This is a genomic window from Paeniglutamicibacter selenitireducens, assembly GCF_051550675.1.
Taxonomy (GTDB): domain Bacteria; phylum Actinomycetota; class Actinomycetes; order Actinomycetales; family Micrococcaceae; genus Paeniglutamicibacter.
This window is the reverse complement of the sequence record NZ_JBPULF010000002.1, coordinates 451,070-464,878: the sequence shown is the minus strand read 5'-3', so window position 1 is coordinate 464,878 and position 13,809 is coordinate 451,070. Positions and strand designations below refer to the sequence as shown.

General features: G+C 66.9%; 11 protein-coding genes. 7 read left to right on the top strand and 4 right to left on the bottom strand.

The window, feature by feature from the left end:
- Nucleotides 1–95: 95 nt before the first annotated feature.
- The gene (locus ACSYDW_RS05605; protein ID WP_438337723.1) at nucleotides 96–2,045 is read right to left on the bottom strand and encodes a primary-amine oxidase; all 1,950 of its coding nucleotides are present in this window, start codon (nucleotides 2,043–2,045) and stop codon (nucleotides 96–98) included.
- A 134-nt stretch (nucleotides 2,046–2,179) separates the two neighbouring features.
- On the opposite strand from ACSYDW_RS05605, the gene ACSYDW_RS05600 reads away from it, so the two are divergent.
- The 6 genes from ACSYDW_RS05600 to ACSYDW_RS05575 all read left to right on the top strand — a co-directional run bounded on the left by ACSYDW_RS05600 (nucleotide 2,180) and on the right by ACSYDW_RS05575 (nucleotide 10,390).
- On the top strand, nucleotides 2,180–2,623 hold the full coding sequence (locus ACSYDW_RS05600) for a hypothetical protein (RefSeq protein WP_438337722.1): 444 nt from the start codon (nucleotides 2,180–2,182) through the stop codon (nucleotides 2,621–2,623).
- A gap of 29 nt (nucleotides 2,624–2,652) precedes the next feature.
- Nucleotides 2,653–4,140 carry an aldehyde dehydrogenase family protein gene (locus tag ACSYDW_RS05595; RefSeq protein WP_438337721.1) on the top strand — a complete coding sequence of 496 codons (1,488 nt, stop codon included), beginning with the start codon at nucleotides 2,653–2,655 and terminating at the stop codon, nucleotides 4,138–4,140.
- A 178-nt stretch (nucleotides 4,141–4,318) separates the two neighbouring features.
- Nucleotides 4,319–5,737 carry a purine-cytosine permease family protein gene (locus ACSYDW_RS05590; RefSeq protein ID WP_438337720.1) on the top strand — a complete coding sequence of 473 codons (1,419 nt, stop codon included), beginning with the start codon at nucleotides 4,319–4,321 and terminating at the stop codon, nucleotides 5,735–5,737.
- Between the two features lie 5 nt (nucleotides 5,738–5,742).
- Nucleotides 5,743–7,383, top strand: a complete 1,641-nt coding sequence (locus tag ACSYDW_RS05585) for an amidohydrolase (protein WP_438337719.1) — start codon at nucleotides 5,743–5,745, stop codon at nucleotides 7,381–7,383.
- A 184-nt stretch (nucleotides 7,384–7,567) separates the two neighbouring features.
- Entirely contained in the window at nucleotides 7,568–9,103 is a 1,536-nt protein-coding gene (locus tag ACSYDW_RS05580) for an APC family permease (RefSeq protein ID WP_438337718.1), read from the top strand.
- Nucleotides 9,104–9,247: 144 nt separating this feature from the next.
- A complete protein-coding gene (locus tag ACSYDW_RS05575; protein WP_438337717.1) occupies nucleotides 9,248–10,390 on the top strand; it encodes a hypothetical protein in 1,143 nt (380 codons plus the stop codon).
- A 33-nt stretch (nucleotides 10,391–10,423) separates the two neighbouring features.
- On the opposite strand, the gene ACSYDW_RS05570 is transcribed toward ACSYDW_RS05575, so the two are convergent.
- From ACSYDW_RS05570 to ACSYDW_RS05560, 3 genes are all read right to left on the bottom strand, one after another.
- On the bottom strand, nucleotides 10,424–11,077 hold the full coding sequence (locus ACSYDW_RS05570) for a VWA domain-containing protein (protein ID WP_438337716.1): 654 nt from the start codon (nucleotides 11,075–11,077) through the stop codon (nucleotides 10,424–10,426).
- Between the two features lie 46 nt (nucleotides 11,078–11,123).
- Nucleotides 11,124–11,486 carry a hypothetical protein gene (locus ACSYDW_RS05565; protein WP_438337715.1) on the bottom strand — a complete coding sequence of 121 codons (363 nt, stop codon included), beginning with the start codon at nucleotides 11,484–11,486 and terminating at the stop codon, nucleotides 11,124–11,126.
- Nucleotides 11,487–11,652: 166 nt separating this feature from the next.
- Nucleotides 11,653–12,822 (bottom strand): acetyl-CoA C-acyltransferase, encoded by a 1,170-nt coding sequence (locus ACSYDW_RS05560; protein WP_438337714.1) that lies wholly within the window; start codon nucleotides 12,820–12,822, stop codon nucleotides 11,653–11,655.
- 180 nt (nucleotides 12,823–13,002) lie between these two features.
- On the opposite strand from ACSYDW_RS05560, the gene ACSYDW_RS05555 reads away from it, so the two are divergent.
- Nucleotides 13,003–13,791: an IclR family transcriptional regulator gene (locus ACSYDW_RS05555; protein WP_438337713.1), complete on the top strand. Its 789-nt coding sequence runs from the start codon at nucleotides 13,003–13,005 to the stop codon at nucleotides 13,789–13,791.
- Nucleotides 13,792–13,809 lie beyond the last annotated feature (18 nt).

Genomic DNA, 13,809 nt, shown 5'->3' with positions numbered 1-13,809 from the left:
CCTGGAAAGACGGGTGACGGGCGGGGTCCCGCGGGAGCCCGCCCGTCGTCACTGTACCACCGCGGCCGGATCGCCGCGGCGGGGTCCGGAGCCGGCTACTTGCCGCCCTCGCAGCCGCCGGGCGCGCAGTGGCCGGCGGTCGACGCGGGCAGGTTCAGCGTCGGGTTCTGGTCGAAGAAACCGTGCGGCTTGAGCTTGAATCCGGTGGTGTCCACCGGCATGATCGGCCAGTCCTCCGGGCGCGGGAAGTGGGTGAGCCCGAAGGAGTGCCAGAGCACCAGGTCCTCGCCGTCGAGCCCGCGGTCCCGGGCGACGAAGGCCGGCAGGCCGGCGCCGCCGGGGTGCTGGTTGACGAAGTCGCCCGCGGCGTAGAGCTCGTCCGCGGCGAACCGGGTCACCCACAGGTGGTGCCGGGCGAAGGCGGCCCGGGAGGCGATGGAGGAGTCGTCGGCCATCGCCAGGGTGGGGGCGGCCTCCGGGTAGAGCGTGTAGCCGACGGGCTCGCCCATCTTGTTCAGCGACCCCGGGTTGCTGATGTGCCAGACCCGGCCCACGGTGCCGTCGGCGTCGCGGACGGCCTGAGCCTCGGAGGCCAGGACGGTGCGCTGCTGCGTGAAGGCGTTTCCGTGGGGGTTGCCCTCTCCCTTGGGCAGGCGCTTGAGGTCCAGTTCCTCGACGCGGTTGGTGCTGCCGTCGACCATCATGTCCATGCGGGCGCTGAAGAGGTGCTGGTGGTACGGGGCGCCCAGGCCCGGGGCGATCTCCGAGGCGTAGGCGTAGCCCTTGTGCGGCAGGGCCGCGGTGAAGACGATGCCGGTCGCTTTGGCCTCGAACTCGATGGTGCCGTCCAGGTAGAGGTACCAGTAGAAGCCGTAGTCGTAGTTGCCGACGGTCGTGAAGAAGGAGACGACGAGCCGGCGGTTGCGGCGGACCTCGTTGGACCCCGCCCATTCGTCGGTGTGCTTCCAGGCGATCCCGGCGTCCTCCTCGTGGATGCAGATGCCATTGGGGATGGTGCGCGGGTTGCCGAAGTCGTCGGCCACCACGGGGGAGAGATAGGTGATCTCGCCCAGGCAGTCGCACCCGAGTTTCAGCGAGTTCGCATCCCGGCCCACCAGGTATTCCCCGGAGTCGAAGTAGTTCTGCCAGCTGCGGTAGGGGGCGGGGTCGCCGTAGGGGACGACCATTTCCGAGATCGCGGCGCGGTGGATGACGGGGCGCCGCCGACCGTCGAGCGTGTGGTGCAGCTGGTGCAGGACGAGTCCCTCCCGGGCGTCGAAGCCAACGCGCAGGTCCCAGCCCAGCCAGGACAGGTGGTTGCCCTCGAGGGTGAAGCTGGCTCCCTCGGGCTGGATGACCTCGATCGGCTTGAGGTCGGTGCGCAGCTCCCCGTGGATGGCCGGGTCCGTGTAGTTGCCGTTGACGTCCGGGACGGGGACCGGGCCGTCGTCGATGAGGTGGTTGACGCGCCGCTTCTCCACATCCACGAAGGCCACGAGCCCGTCGATCGGGTGCGCCCAGGCGTGGTCTGCCGGGTGGTCCTGGCGGAAACCGAGCCCGCGAAGCAGGCGCTTGCCCGTCTCGTCCTCGTAGTCGAAGACCCCCGCCGAGAGCGGGGCGACGCGGACCTGGGCGGTGGTCAGCCCGCGGGATGCCAGCGCGGCGATCCACTGTTCGTCCGCCGCCAGGATTTGTTCGATGATCTCGAATTCCTCGAGCAGCACCGGAAGTTGTCCGTCGACCGCCGGGTCCAGCTCGCGCAGGCTGAGCACGCTGCGGCTGGCGAGGGACACCGTGAGGTCCAGGGAGCGGGAGAGCGCCGCGTCCCAGAGCATGACCCGCACACGCCGGTCGGTGCCCGGGGAAACCTCCGGGTAGAGCTCGTCCTTGGACGGCTCCAGCAGGCCGACGTAGGCAAACCGGGTGGTCTCCGGCACGAGCCCGGCGGTGTCCAGGATGGAGCGCACGGCACTGAATTCGTCGGTGGTCAGCTGGTCCAGGGGGTGCGCGGTCTGCGTGGCCCGGCGGTCGGTTTGGAGAGTCATGGGTCTTCCTCAAGCTGGGGTTTTGGTGATACAACTGTTCAATCAACAATTCGATGTTACCCACATCACCGGCGCCCGTAAAGGGTGTTTTGGCGGGGCATCGTTCCAAGCACCGGTGGAAGGGCTGCAAAGCGATGGAAGAGGAACCGGGTTTCCCCGAGGCCGGCGCACGCGCCATGTCGTGGCTGCTGCGCGGTGTCGTGCTGCTGGTTTCGGCCGCCCACCTGCTGGCCGCGCTCGGATCCGAGGGCGTATCGGCGCTGGCCATGGGAGCCATGGGCGCGCTCTGCCTCACTTGCCTGCCCCACCTGCGGGCGGCCCGCTGCAACCTCGGGAAATCCGCGCTCCAGCTCATGCTGATGTCTGCGGCCATGGCGGTCATCCACTTGCTGTGGATCGGCATGCCCGGGATGGAAGGGCATGGGCACGGGGCACACGCGGGCCGCGGGCCCGCCGGCGAGCACGGCGCCGCCATGCTCGGCCTTGTTGCCCTCGAACTCCTGGCGCTGGCGACGGCCTCGGCCGTCCTGCGCCACAGCCATCCGGCGCGCCGGGAACCTGCCGCGGTGCGCGCCTGAGAACCACCTGCAACCAATGGAGAACACACATGACAAACCAGACCTTGGCCACATGGGATACCCTGGCCGATGCCCTGCGGATCGACGGCCGCGCCATCATCAACGGCCAACGTCGCGACGCGGCCTCCGGCCGCAGGCGCCCGACCACCAGCCCGATCGACAACCGCGAACTAGCTCTGCTCAGCGGCTGCGGCTCGGACGACGTCGATGCGGCGGTGGCCGCAGCCCGGAGGGCCTTCCCTGCATGGTCGCGCTCCGGCCCTGAGGTGCGGAAATCGGTGCTCCTGGCCTGGGCCGCCCTGATGGAAAAGCACGCCGAGGAACTGGCACTGCTGGAGAGCCTCGACAGCGGAAAGCCGATCCTGCAGGCGAGCACCGTCGATGTCCCGGGCGCCATTTCCACGCTGCGCTGGTATGCGGAGGCCATCGACAAGCAATCGGGAGAACTTCCGGCAGTGCCACCGGGTGCCACGGCGCTGGTGACCCGCGAGCCGCTGGGCGTCGTGGCTGCCATCGTGCCGTGGAACTTCCCGTTGGAGATCGCAGTCTGGAAGCTTGCCCCCGCTCTGGCTGCCGGGAACTCGGTGGTGCTGAAACCGGCCGAGCAGACCTCGCTGAGCATCCTGCGCGCCGCAGAGCTGGCGGCAGAGGCCGGAATGCCGGACGGGGTGCTCAACGTCGTGACCGGTTCCGGGCGCGAGGTCGGATCGGCGTTGGCGTTGCACATGGACGTGGATGCGTTGGCCTTCACAGGATCGACGGCCGTCTCGCGTACCTTGCTCGAAGCCTCGGGACGCAGCAACCTCAAGCGCCTGAGCCTCGAAGCCGGCGGCAAGAGCTCGAACCTGGTCTTCGCCGACACCACGGACCTGGCACTGGCCGCGGACAAGGCTGCCTTCGGGGCGTTCTACAACCAGGGGCAGGTGTGCTCCGCCAACTCGCGCATCCTGGTCCAGCGCTCCATCCACGACGAGTTCCTTTCACTGCTGGAGCGTGCGGCCGCGGCGTACGCGCCCGCCGATCCGCTGGCGGGGCTCTCCGGCAACGGGGCGCTGGTCTCTGGCGGCCACACCGATTCCGTGGAGACATGGGTCCACCGCGGACGCCGCGAGGGTGCCGTTCTCTTCGGCGGCGAACGTCTCGAGATCCGTGGGTCGAATGCCTACCTGGAACCCACGCTGCTTGGCGGACTTGATGCTGGGCACGAGGTGCACCGGGAGGAGATCTTCGGGCCCGTGGCCGTGCTGCAGCCCTTCGACACCGAGGAGGAGGCCGTTGCCATGGCCAACGCCACGGACTACGGGTTGGCGGCCTCGCTGTGGACCTCGGACCTGGGCCGCGCCCATCGCGTTGCAGCGGAGCTGGTCGCCGGTACCGTGTCGGTGAATACCGTCGATGCCCTGGGCAACACGACGCCGTTCGGCGGGTTCAAGCAGTCGGGCTTCGGGCGCGACCTCTCGCTGCAGGCTTTCGACAACTACACGGCCTCCAAGACCACGTGGATCCAGTTCGGCTAAATGGGCCGATTCACGGCGTGGCCTCCCCGGTGTGTTCGGGGAGGCCGCATCTGTTTGAGCGATGAACTGCATCGATTGAAACTTCTTTACGTGATGCGACTCACCGACCTAGCGTTGGGCACAGTCCACCGCCCGACGCCACCTCCAGCGAGGGCTTCCTCTCCCAGTCAGGAACGACATGAGCACCAACCAAAGATCCAGGCTCTTTGAAATCGAGCAGGAATCCATTGCGCCCATTCCCGAGGACGCCAGACACGGAAAAGCCACGGAACTGTTCACCATTTGGTTCGGGATGAACATGACGCCGCTGACCGTTGTTACCGGAGCCACTGCCACGACCTTGTTGGAACTTCCGTTGGTTGCCTCCATCGTCGCGATCCTTGTGGGCCACGCGTTGGGCGGGATCGGGATGGCATTGCATGCGGCGCAGGGGCCCGCGCTCGGCGTCCCGCAGATGCTGCAGGCCCGAGGGCAATTCGGATCCAAGGGTGCCAGCCTCATCGTGGCAGTGGCGATCCTGATGTTCATTGGCTACTTTTCCTCCAACCTCATCGTGTCCGCCGACTCGATCACCACCCTGGTTCCCGGCGCCAGCGGTTCCGTCCTGATCGTCGCCTGCGCCGTCCTGAGTTTCGTGATTGCCGCCTTTGGCTACAACCTGGTTCGCAAGGTCACCCAGCTCGGGGCGTACATCGTCGGAGGCCTCGTCTTGGTCTCGTTCGTGGCACTGTTCGCCAACGGGGATTTCTGGGGCAACGTTTCGGCCGGCACATTTTCCTGGCCCGGGTTCTTTGCCATGCTTGCCATCGGCATCGTGTGGCAGCTGACCTACGCCCCCTACGTTTCGGACTACTCCCGCTACATGCCGGCGAAGTCTGGCACGAAGGGCGCCTTCTGGGGGACCTACCTTGGGTGCGTCACCTCCAGCGCGCTGCTGATGGTTCTCGGCGCGGGAATCGGACTTGCCGTGACAGGGGTCGACACCATGACGGGACTGCACGGCATCCTTGGTCCGGTGATCGGATTCCTGGTGCTGACCGGTTTCGCGCTCGTTGCGGCTGCGGGGAACTCCGTGAACGCCTACTGCAGCGCTCTGTGCGCACTGACCCTTCTCGAAACCTTCCGCAGCGGATGGCGCCCCGGGGCCAAGGCCCGCTTGGCCACGTCGTTGGTGTTGCATGCTGTCGGCATCGCCCTGGCGCTGGCGGCGGCCACTAATTTTGCCTCGTCCTACTTCAGCTTCCTCAGCGTCCTGCTCTACGTGCTGATCCCGTGGTCGGCCGTGAACCTGGTGGACTACTACGTCATCCGTCACGGATCGTACGCGGTGTCAGAGTTCTACGCTGCCGACGGAGGACGCTACGGCCGCTGGAACACCGGTGCCTTGTTGGTCTTCGGCATCGGGGTCGCTGCCCAGGTCCCGTTCATGGCGACCACGTTCTACACAGGTCCGCTGGCCAGTGCCATGAACGGCGTCGACATCGCATGGTTCATCGGTCTGGCGGTCAGTGCCGTTGCCTACATCGTCATTGCCCGGGTCGCGCCGACACTTGTTCGCTTGGACCCCGCCGTTTCCCTGCCGGCTTCCGGGAAGTAGGTTCCATGTCCAGCGCAGACCTCCTGTTCAGCAACGGCCCCATCCACACCATGGACGCCTCCAACCCCCGCAGCCACGCCCTGGCGGTAAGCGACGGCAAGGTCGTGGCGCTCGGCGACGAGGCGCTCCGAATGCGCGGCGCCGCAACCGAGGTAGTCGACCTCGCCGGCAAAGCGCTGCTCCCGGGGTTCCAGGACGCCCATGTCCACCCGCTCATGGGAGGCCTCCAGATGGTGTCCTGCGATCTTTCCGAGGTCCATGCGTGGGACGACTACCGGCGCCTCATCTCCGGATATTCCCGGGCGAACCCCGGCAACGAGTGGGTGGAAGGCGGTGGTTGGTACGGGGATGTCTTCGACGGCGGTTTCCCCCACCGGGACCTGCTCGATGAATTGGTTCCGGATCGGCCGGCCTACTTCCTGAGCCATGACGCCCATGGGGCGTGGGTGAACACGCGAGCCCTGGAGCTGGCCGGCATCACGGATACGACGCCCGATCCCGACGGGGGCATCATTGCCAGGGATTCCGAGGGCCACGCGACGGGCATGCTCATCGAGCACGCCGCCGAACTCGTGTCCAGGCTCATCCCCGCACCCGGGGAAAACCACATCCGCCGCGCACTGCTGGCGGCACAGGCCTTCATGAATTCCAAGGGAATCACCGCGTGGCAGGATGCGGCCGTGGGGGATGCCCTCGGAGCCCCCGACGTCTTCGAGCACTACCTGGCCCTGGAGGAGCAGGGTTTGCTGACCGCGACGGTGACAGGCGCCCTGTGGTGGCAGCGGGACCAGGGGCTCGAGCAACTTGACCTGTTCCGCGACAGGCGTGCCCGTGCCCGGGGGCGGTTCCGGGCCACGGCCGTTAAGCTCATGCTGGACGGGGTGTGCGAGAACCTCACGGCGGCGTTGACCCGCCCCTACCGGGGACACCCGCATGAGAGGGGCATGACGCTCATCGAGCCCGAAGCCTTGGCGTTGATCACCCGAGCCCTTGACGCAGCAGGGTTCGACCTGCACCTGCATGCCGTGGGCGACCGAGCCGTCGGCGACGGTTTGGCAGCGCTGGATCTTCCGGGTCGTCCGGGATGGGATCCCCGTCACCAGCTGGCGCACCTCGACATCATTGACGGTCGTGATCTCTCGGCATTCGCCCGGATCGGTGCGATCGCAAACATCCAGCCGCTGTGGGCCCGGCAGGACCCCGTGCTGGTCGAAACCAAATTGCCGTACCTGGACGCCGGACACCGGGGGATGCACTTTGCCTTCGAATCCCTGCGCGTCGCCGGTGTCCCGCTGGCCATGGGAAGTGATTGGCCGGTTTCGAGTCCCGACCCGATGTGGGGCGTACACGTGGCGGTGAACCGCACGGCGCCCCCGGCGGACCCGCACGCCGCCGATCGGAGGTCCCAGCATGATCCCTTGCTGGCGCACGAGGGGATTGTCGTGGATGCCGCACTCCACGCGGCGACGATCGGTGCGGCACGAGCCAACCGGCTTGAGGCCGAACGGGGATTGCTTCGTGCCGGCATGGTTGCCGATCTCGTGGTCCTTGAGGCGGACCCATACGCGGTGCGGGTGGGCGAACTGGGCACGATAGGAACTGAGCAAACCTATGTGGATGGATCGTTGGTTTACCAACGCAACTAGGAGCGGGCCGCTACGCGGATATTCGCCATTAGTTGCATCTGAATATCCGATGTGGATGATCGAAAAGTATTTCTTTCCGTGATTCAGGTCACGATCTAGGGTTGGGTCTACGGCGCTACCGAGACCGTTTCCGGCCCAGGCGCTCACAACTCCCCCTCAAAGGGGCAATGACAGAGGACTGATCATGGAACACCCCGCATCATCAACGCGTCTCGCGCAGGAACAGACCAAGCATCTGCAGAAATCGCTGGGACGCATGGACATCCTCCTCTTGGTTGTCGCAGCCGTTGTCTCAATCGAGGTCCTGGGCCAGGTGTCCGGCTTCGGCGGAGAGACCTTTACCTGGACGCTCATCCTGGCCGTGACGTTCATGATTCCCTACGGGCTGATCTTCGCCGAGACCGGTGGAACGTTTATCGAAGAGGGCGGTGTCTACGTGTGGACGAAGATGGCTTTCGGCCGCGTGGTCGCCGCCATCGCGGCGCTGTTCACATGGGTGACCCAGCCGGTCTGGGTCGGCGGCGCCATGGCATTCGTCGCCGTTGAAACCTGGTCCGAGTACGTGGGCCACATCGAAGCCGGCGGGGTGGCGGACTACCTCTTCAAGCTGGGCTTCATCTGGATCACCGTCACCTCGGCGATCATCAGCCTGAAGCACGGCAAGTGGCTGCCGTCCCTCGGCGCCATCCTGAAGGTCCTGTTCCTCGGTTTCTTCCTGGTTGTCACGGTCGTCTACGGATTCCAGCACGGATTCAACGGCCTGAACCTGGAATTCTTCTCGCCCACCATGGCCGGTTTCCTCGGTGTCACCCCGCTGCTGCTCTTTTCCTTCCTGGGCTTCGAGTCCGGGAACAGTGCGGCAGGGGAGATGAAGAACCCGGCAAAGGACGTCCCGATCTCCATCGCCCGCACCTCGATGCTGGCCGCGGCGAGCTACCTCCTGCCGATCCTGGCGATCCTGCTGGTGGTTCCGCTGGACGAGATCACCGGCATCGGAGGCCTCTTCGGGGCGGTGGCCACCGTCTACACCGTCTTTGGCCCCGCCGCCGAAGCAATGCTTGCCATCTCCGCTGTGGTCTTCTGCTTCGTCCTGGTGTCCCAGGGCGCCGCGTGGATGATCATCAGCGACCGCATGCAGGCCATGGCGGCGGCCGATGGATCGTTCTTCGGAGGGTTCTTCGGGCGCTTCCACCCGAAACTCGGCACTCCGATCCGCGTGAACACCCTCTCCGGCATCGTGGCCACGGTCTTCATGCTGGCTGCCATGCAACTGACGGGGTCCAGCAGCGCCCTGTTCGGGGTTGTCCTGACAATCTCGATCTCCACTTTCCTGCTCAGCTACCTGATCGCGATCCCGGCCGCCGTCAGGCTGCGCACCAAGTACCCCTCGGTGGAGCGCCCGTTCAAGGTGCCGGTGTCGGACACGGGGTTCAAGGTCCTGGGCTGGATCTGCCTGGCCTGGATCGCCGTAGGTTCCTGGGTCGCGGTGTTCCCGGGAACCCTTGAACGGGTCTTCGGGCTCGAGTACGACTTCGACGCGATCTGGGGGCTTTCACAGGCCGCCTTCACTTCGTTCGCGCTGGGAACGCTCGGAAGCATCCTGGCCCTGGGAATCGTGGGCTACGTCTTCGGCCGAAAGGTTCGGGAGGAAACGCACCCTGGCGGCGCGATGGCCCCGCAGCCTCCCGTGGCACTGTCGGTCCGCGACGGGCAGGACTGATTCCCGCAGCGCGAAGCTGAACAGATTCCCCGCAGATGCCGTGCCGGCAGCAAGGATCCCCCGGGTCCCGCCGGCGCGGCATCTGCGCGTTCGGCGGTGGTTCTCCGTCCCGAAACGCGGGGGACCGGTGGCAGAATCGACAACATGGAGATCCAACCGGAAGGCCACCGTCCGCCGGAGCCGGCGGAGACCCGGCTGCGCGTTGAAAGCTGGGCGCTGTGGATGGGCTTGGGGTGGACCCTGGCGGGAACGGGCATCGGCCTCATTGCGTTCTCCAACTACCGCCCGAACCTGGCAGGCACCGGCTCGGTGGCCGTCTATGCGGCAGCGGTCTCGGCCTGTGCCGCGACGGCCGGAAGCCTGGCGGGCTACCTCAGGATCCTTGTCCTCACCCAACCGTGGTTGAGGGGATTCCCGCTCTACCGGCAGGTCACCAATGCCGTGGCACTGGTGATCATCCACGCGGCGATCTCCGTCATGGCCGCACTCGTCTCCTTCCGGATCTTCCAGGATTCCTTCCTGGGCCTCACCGTCGACCGCTATGCCGGAGGGCTCATGGTGGGGGTGTGCGCGGGCATCGCCGGGTATGTCGCGCTGACTTCCGCAGCGCGCCTGACGGCCCAAAGCCTTGCCACGCTCCTGGCGGTGTTCCTGGCCACCGGGGTCTTCATCAGCATGCTTGCGGCGGAGAACCCCCTGTGGTGGACCGGCATGTTCTCAACCCTGGGGACCTGGCAATCGGGGCAGACGTCCTTCTGGACATTCAACGTGACCCTGGTCGTGTCCGGGCTGGTGTTGAGCACGCTGACCGCGTTCATCGTGCGCGACCTGAGCCTCATGGCCCGCCTGCACGACGACTTCGCCAAGGTGGCGGGCCGACCGCCCGCGCGCTTCATGCGTCCCCGCCCCGCGGTGGTCAGGGTCTGCCTGCTCGGTGTGGGGATCTGCACCACGGGCATCGGGCTCGTCCCCCTGGACGTGGCCGAACCCGTGCATTCCTGGCTGGCACGGCTGGCCGTGGGGTTCATAGCGGTGCTGCTGCTGGGTGCGGCGGTGTGGCTGCCGGGATTCCCCGTGGCCTTCCACCTGTTCACCGTGGCCTGCCTGCTGGGCATCGTCGGCGCCGGGCTGTTGTGGCGCCCGCTGCGCTACTACGACCTGACGGCCTTTGAGCTGGCCATCGTGGGAACCATGATCGGCTGGCTTGCGGTCTTCGTCCGCACGACCTCCGCGGCGCTCGCCGTCGACGAGCGGGCCCTGGAACGGGCCATGGCCGGCAACGGGTAGGCGGGTGCCGCCCGTTGCCGGCGGGAACCCGGGCTAGCGGCCCGTGTCCTTGCGCTGCTCCTCCGTGAAGACCGACCCGATGAGGACCTCGTCCAGGTCCGCCCCGCGGCTGCGGGCTCGCCGGGCCGTGCTGGTCAGCGCGCTGTAGGCGTCCATGGCCTCGGCGGCGGTTTCACGCGTGTAGGTCAGCGAACGCTCCGGGGCGATCCCCAGGCTCGTGCCGACCTCCACCGCGTCCTGGTCGCAACCCATGTAGGAAATGATCCACTTGTCGACCTCCTGCTGGGTCTGGACCAAGTCGCGGATGGCGTTGCGGGAGTACTTCGTGGAGGCGTTTTCCAGCCCGTCGGTGGCGATGTTCAGGTGCACGATTCCCGGACGCTTGGCCTCTGGCATCGCGGCAATCCGCTTGCGGGTCTCGGTGATGGTCCGGGCAATCGAATCGAAAAGGGCCGTGGAGCCGCGCGGTTCCAGGGTGAAACGCGGGACCTCGTCCAGCGGCTTGTCCAGGTAGACGTCCTCGTAGACGTTGTCGAACTGGTGGAGCGAGGCCAGGGCGGTGCCCGCCTCGGCGCGCTGCTGGTCGAGGTAGGCGTTCAGGCCGCCTTCGATGTCCTCCTTGATGTCGTACATGGAGCCGGAACGGTCAAGCAGGAAGACGAGCAGGGCGGTGTCTTTGTCGGTCATGGCTGGTGCCTTTCGGGACGTGGTGCGTGGGGACCTGGGACGGCGGCTAGTTGGGGCGGCGGGGTTTGAAGGTCATGGGCTCCTTGGGTGCCGGGCGCCCGGTTTCCGAGTCGTAGCGGGCCCGCTCGATGGAGGAGCTCGACACCTTGCCCACGGCATCGGTGTAGCCGGAGAGCTGCGCGGTGCGGGCCAGCCGTGGCGGGACGGCGTTGGGCGAGAGCCCGGCGCGGACGGCCACCGAACGGATCGATGCGCCGTCGAGGGTGGCCTCGGCCATTGCCTCGTTAAGTGCCGCATCGATGAGTTCGCGGGCCTCTCCCAGCCGTTCGACGGCCGCCAGCGGGTCGGACGGTATGTCCGAGAGCATCCGGCGGGCGTCGTCGATCGGTGTCCGCTTCTTGTTGTTCATAAACACATCATGCGCAGTTTCTGCGCATGAGTCAATAGTGAGTATCAAGATATTTTGCGCATCTCTATGGCGGCCGTGGCCACTGCCCCGGCCAGGCGATGCAAAAGAGCACGTGGCCTGCATGTTCGATGCAGGCCACGTGCTCTTTTGGAGGTGGGTCGGAGTCCTAGAGTGCCCGGAGGACGATGGCGCTGCCCTGACCGCCGCCGCCGCAGATGCCCGTCGCACCGAGGGATCCGGTGCCGAGCTCGGCCAGCTGGCGGGCGAGCGTTCCGACAATGCGGGCACCGGAGGCCCCGATCGGGTGACCCAGGGCGATGGCGCCTCCCTTGGCGTTCACGATGTCCGGGTCGATGCCCAGCTTCTCGGTTGAGCGCACGCCGACAGCGGCGAAGGCTTCGTTGATTTCCACGGCCAACAGGTCTGCCGGTGCAATGCCCGTGCCCTCCAGCGCAGCGAGGATGGCGTTGGCTGGCTGCTCATGCAGCCGTACGTCCGGACCGGCGACGAGTGAGTGGGAGACGATTTCCGCCAGCGGCGTGAGCCCCAGGCGTTCTGCCGCCGCCGGGCTGACCAGCACCACTGCCGCAGCGCCGTCGGTGATTTGCGATGCGTTGCCCGCGGTGATGGTGCCTTCCTTGCTGAATGCCGGGCGCAGCTTGCCCAGGGATTCCGCTGTGGTTTCCGGGCGCACACCGTCGTCGAGCGAGACGACGGTGTCCCCGCGCCGGGAACTGATGGTGAAGGGGGCGATCTCCGCGGCATGGAACGCGGCGGATTCGGCGGCCAGGCGGTGGGAACGGGCCGAGAACTCGTCCTGCTCGGCGCGGTTGATGCCCAGGTCGCTGTTGCCGTCCTCCGTGGAGGAGCCCATCGAACGGGCCTCGAACGCATCGGTGAGGCCGTCGAACTCGAGGGTGTCGAGCAGTTCGATCGCGCCGTACTTGGTCCCGGCGCGTGCCCGCTGCACGTGCGGGGCCAGCGACATGGACTCCTGTCCGATGGCCACCACGATCTCCGCCTCGCCGGCGGCGATCATCCGCGCGCCGGCAACCACGGCCTCGGTGCCCGAGAGGCACACGGCGTTCAGGGTCAGCGCCGGGACGTTCAGGCCGATTCCGGCCCCGACCGCCGACTGCCGGGCCGGGTTCTGGCCGGCGCCCGCCTGAAGCACCTGCCCGGCGAAGACGCGCTGCACGTCCGCGGCCTGGATGCCGGCACGCTCGAGGGCGGCGGCCGCGGCATGGGCTCCGAGGTCGGTGGCGGGGACGCTGGAAAATGCACCGTTGAATCGTGCGAAGGGGGTGCGGGCGTACCCGGCGATCAATGCGTTCATGTTGTTTCCTCAAAAACCTTGTTTGCCATGCTCTTCGCAACATCGTCCATGATGTGGAATGCACGGAATTCTCCCTTCGACCGTAGTGACGCGTTGCATTGGCGGTCAACGAATCGGCAAAAGTTACAGGGCATTGCTCGACTTGTGGTGAGGTGGCGTCAAATCGACCATAATGTGGACATGAGTTCTTCGTTCCCCGGTGCCCAGATGGTCGGCAGGATGGCGGCGGTGCTGCGCGCCGTGAGCACCGCGATGCCCCGTGGCATCTCCACCTCCGAGGTGGCCAGGAGCACCGGGCTCGCGCGGCCCACGGTGCACCGGCTGCTGGGGGCCATGGCGGCCGAGGGGTTCTGCGACCACGACCACCAGGAGGGGCTCTGGATGCTGGGCCCGGAAATGTACATCATGGGCACCGTGGCAGCCGAGCGCTACGACATCACCGAGATCGCCCGGGAGCACGTTGCAGCGCTGGCCGATGCCACGGGCGAAAGCGCTTTCCTTTCGGTGCGGCGGGGCGAGGAAACGGTGTGCCTGCTGCGTGCCGACGGCGCGTTCCCGATCCGTTCCTTCGTCCTCTACGAGGGCAAGAGGTTCCCGCTCGGCGTGGCCTCCGCAGGCCTGGCCATCCTCTCGTTCCTGCCCGAGCACGCCATCGAACGCTACCTGGACGGCCACGACCTGGAACCCGGGTACGGCAGCGACCACGCACGCGAGGCCCTGGCCCTGCGCATCGCCGAAACCCGGGAACGCGGCTGGGCCGAGAACCCCGCACTGATCGTTGAGGGCAGCTGGGGGATGGGGGCCGCTGTTTTCGACGCGGCGGGCCAACCTGCCTGGGCGCTGAGCCTGACGGGGGTCGAATCCCGTTTCCTGCCCGAACGGCGTCCCGAGCTGGGCCGGCTGCTGATGCACCACGCCCACGAGCTTTCCAAGAAGCTGCGCAGCGACAAGGCCCTCACCGCCCGCTGAGGCTCACCGGGAAGGCCT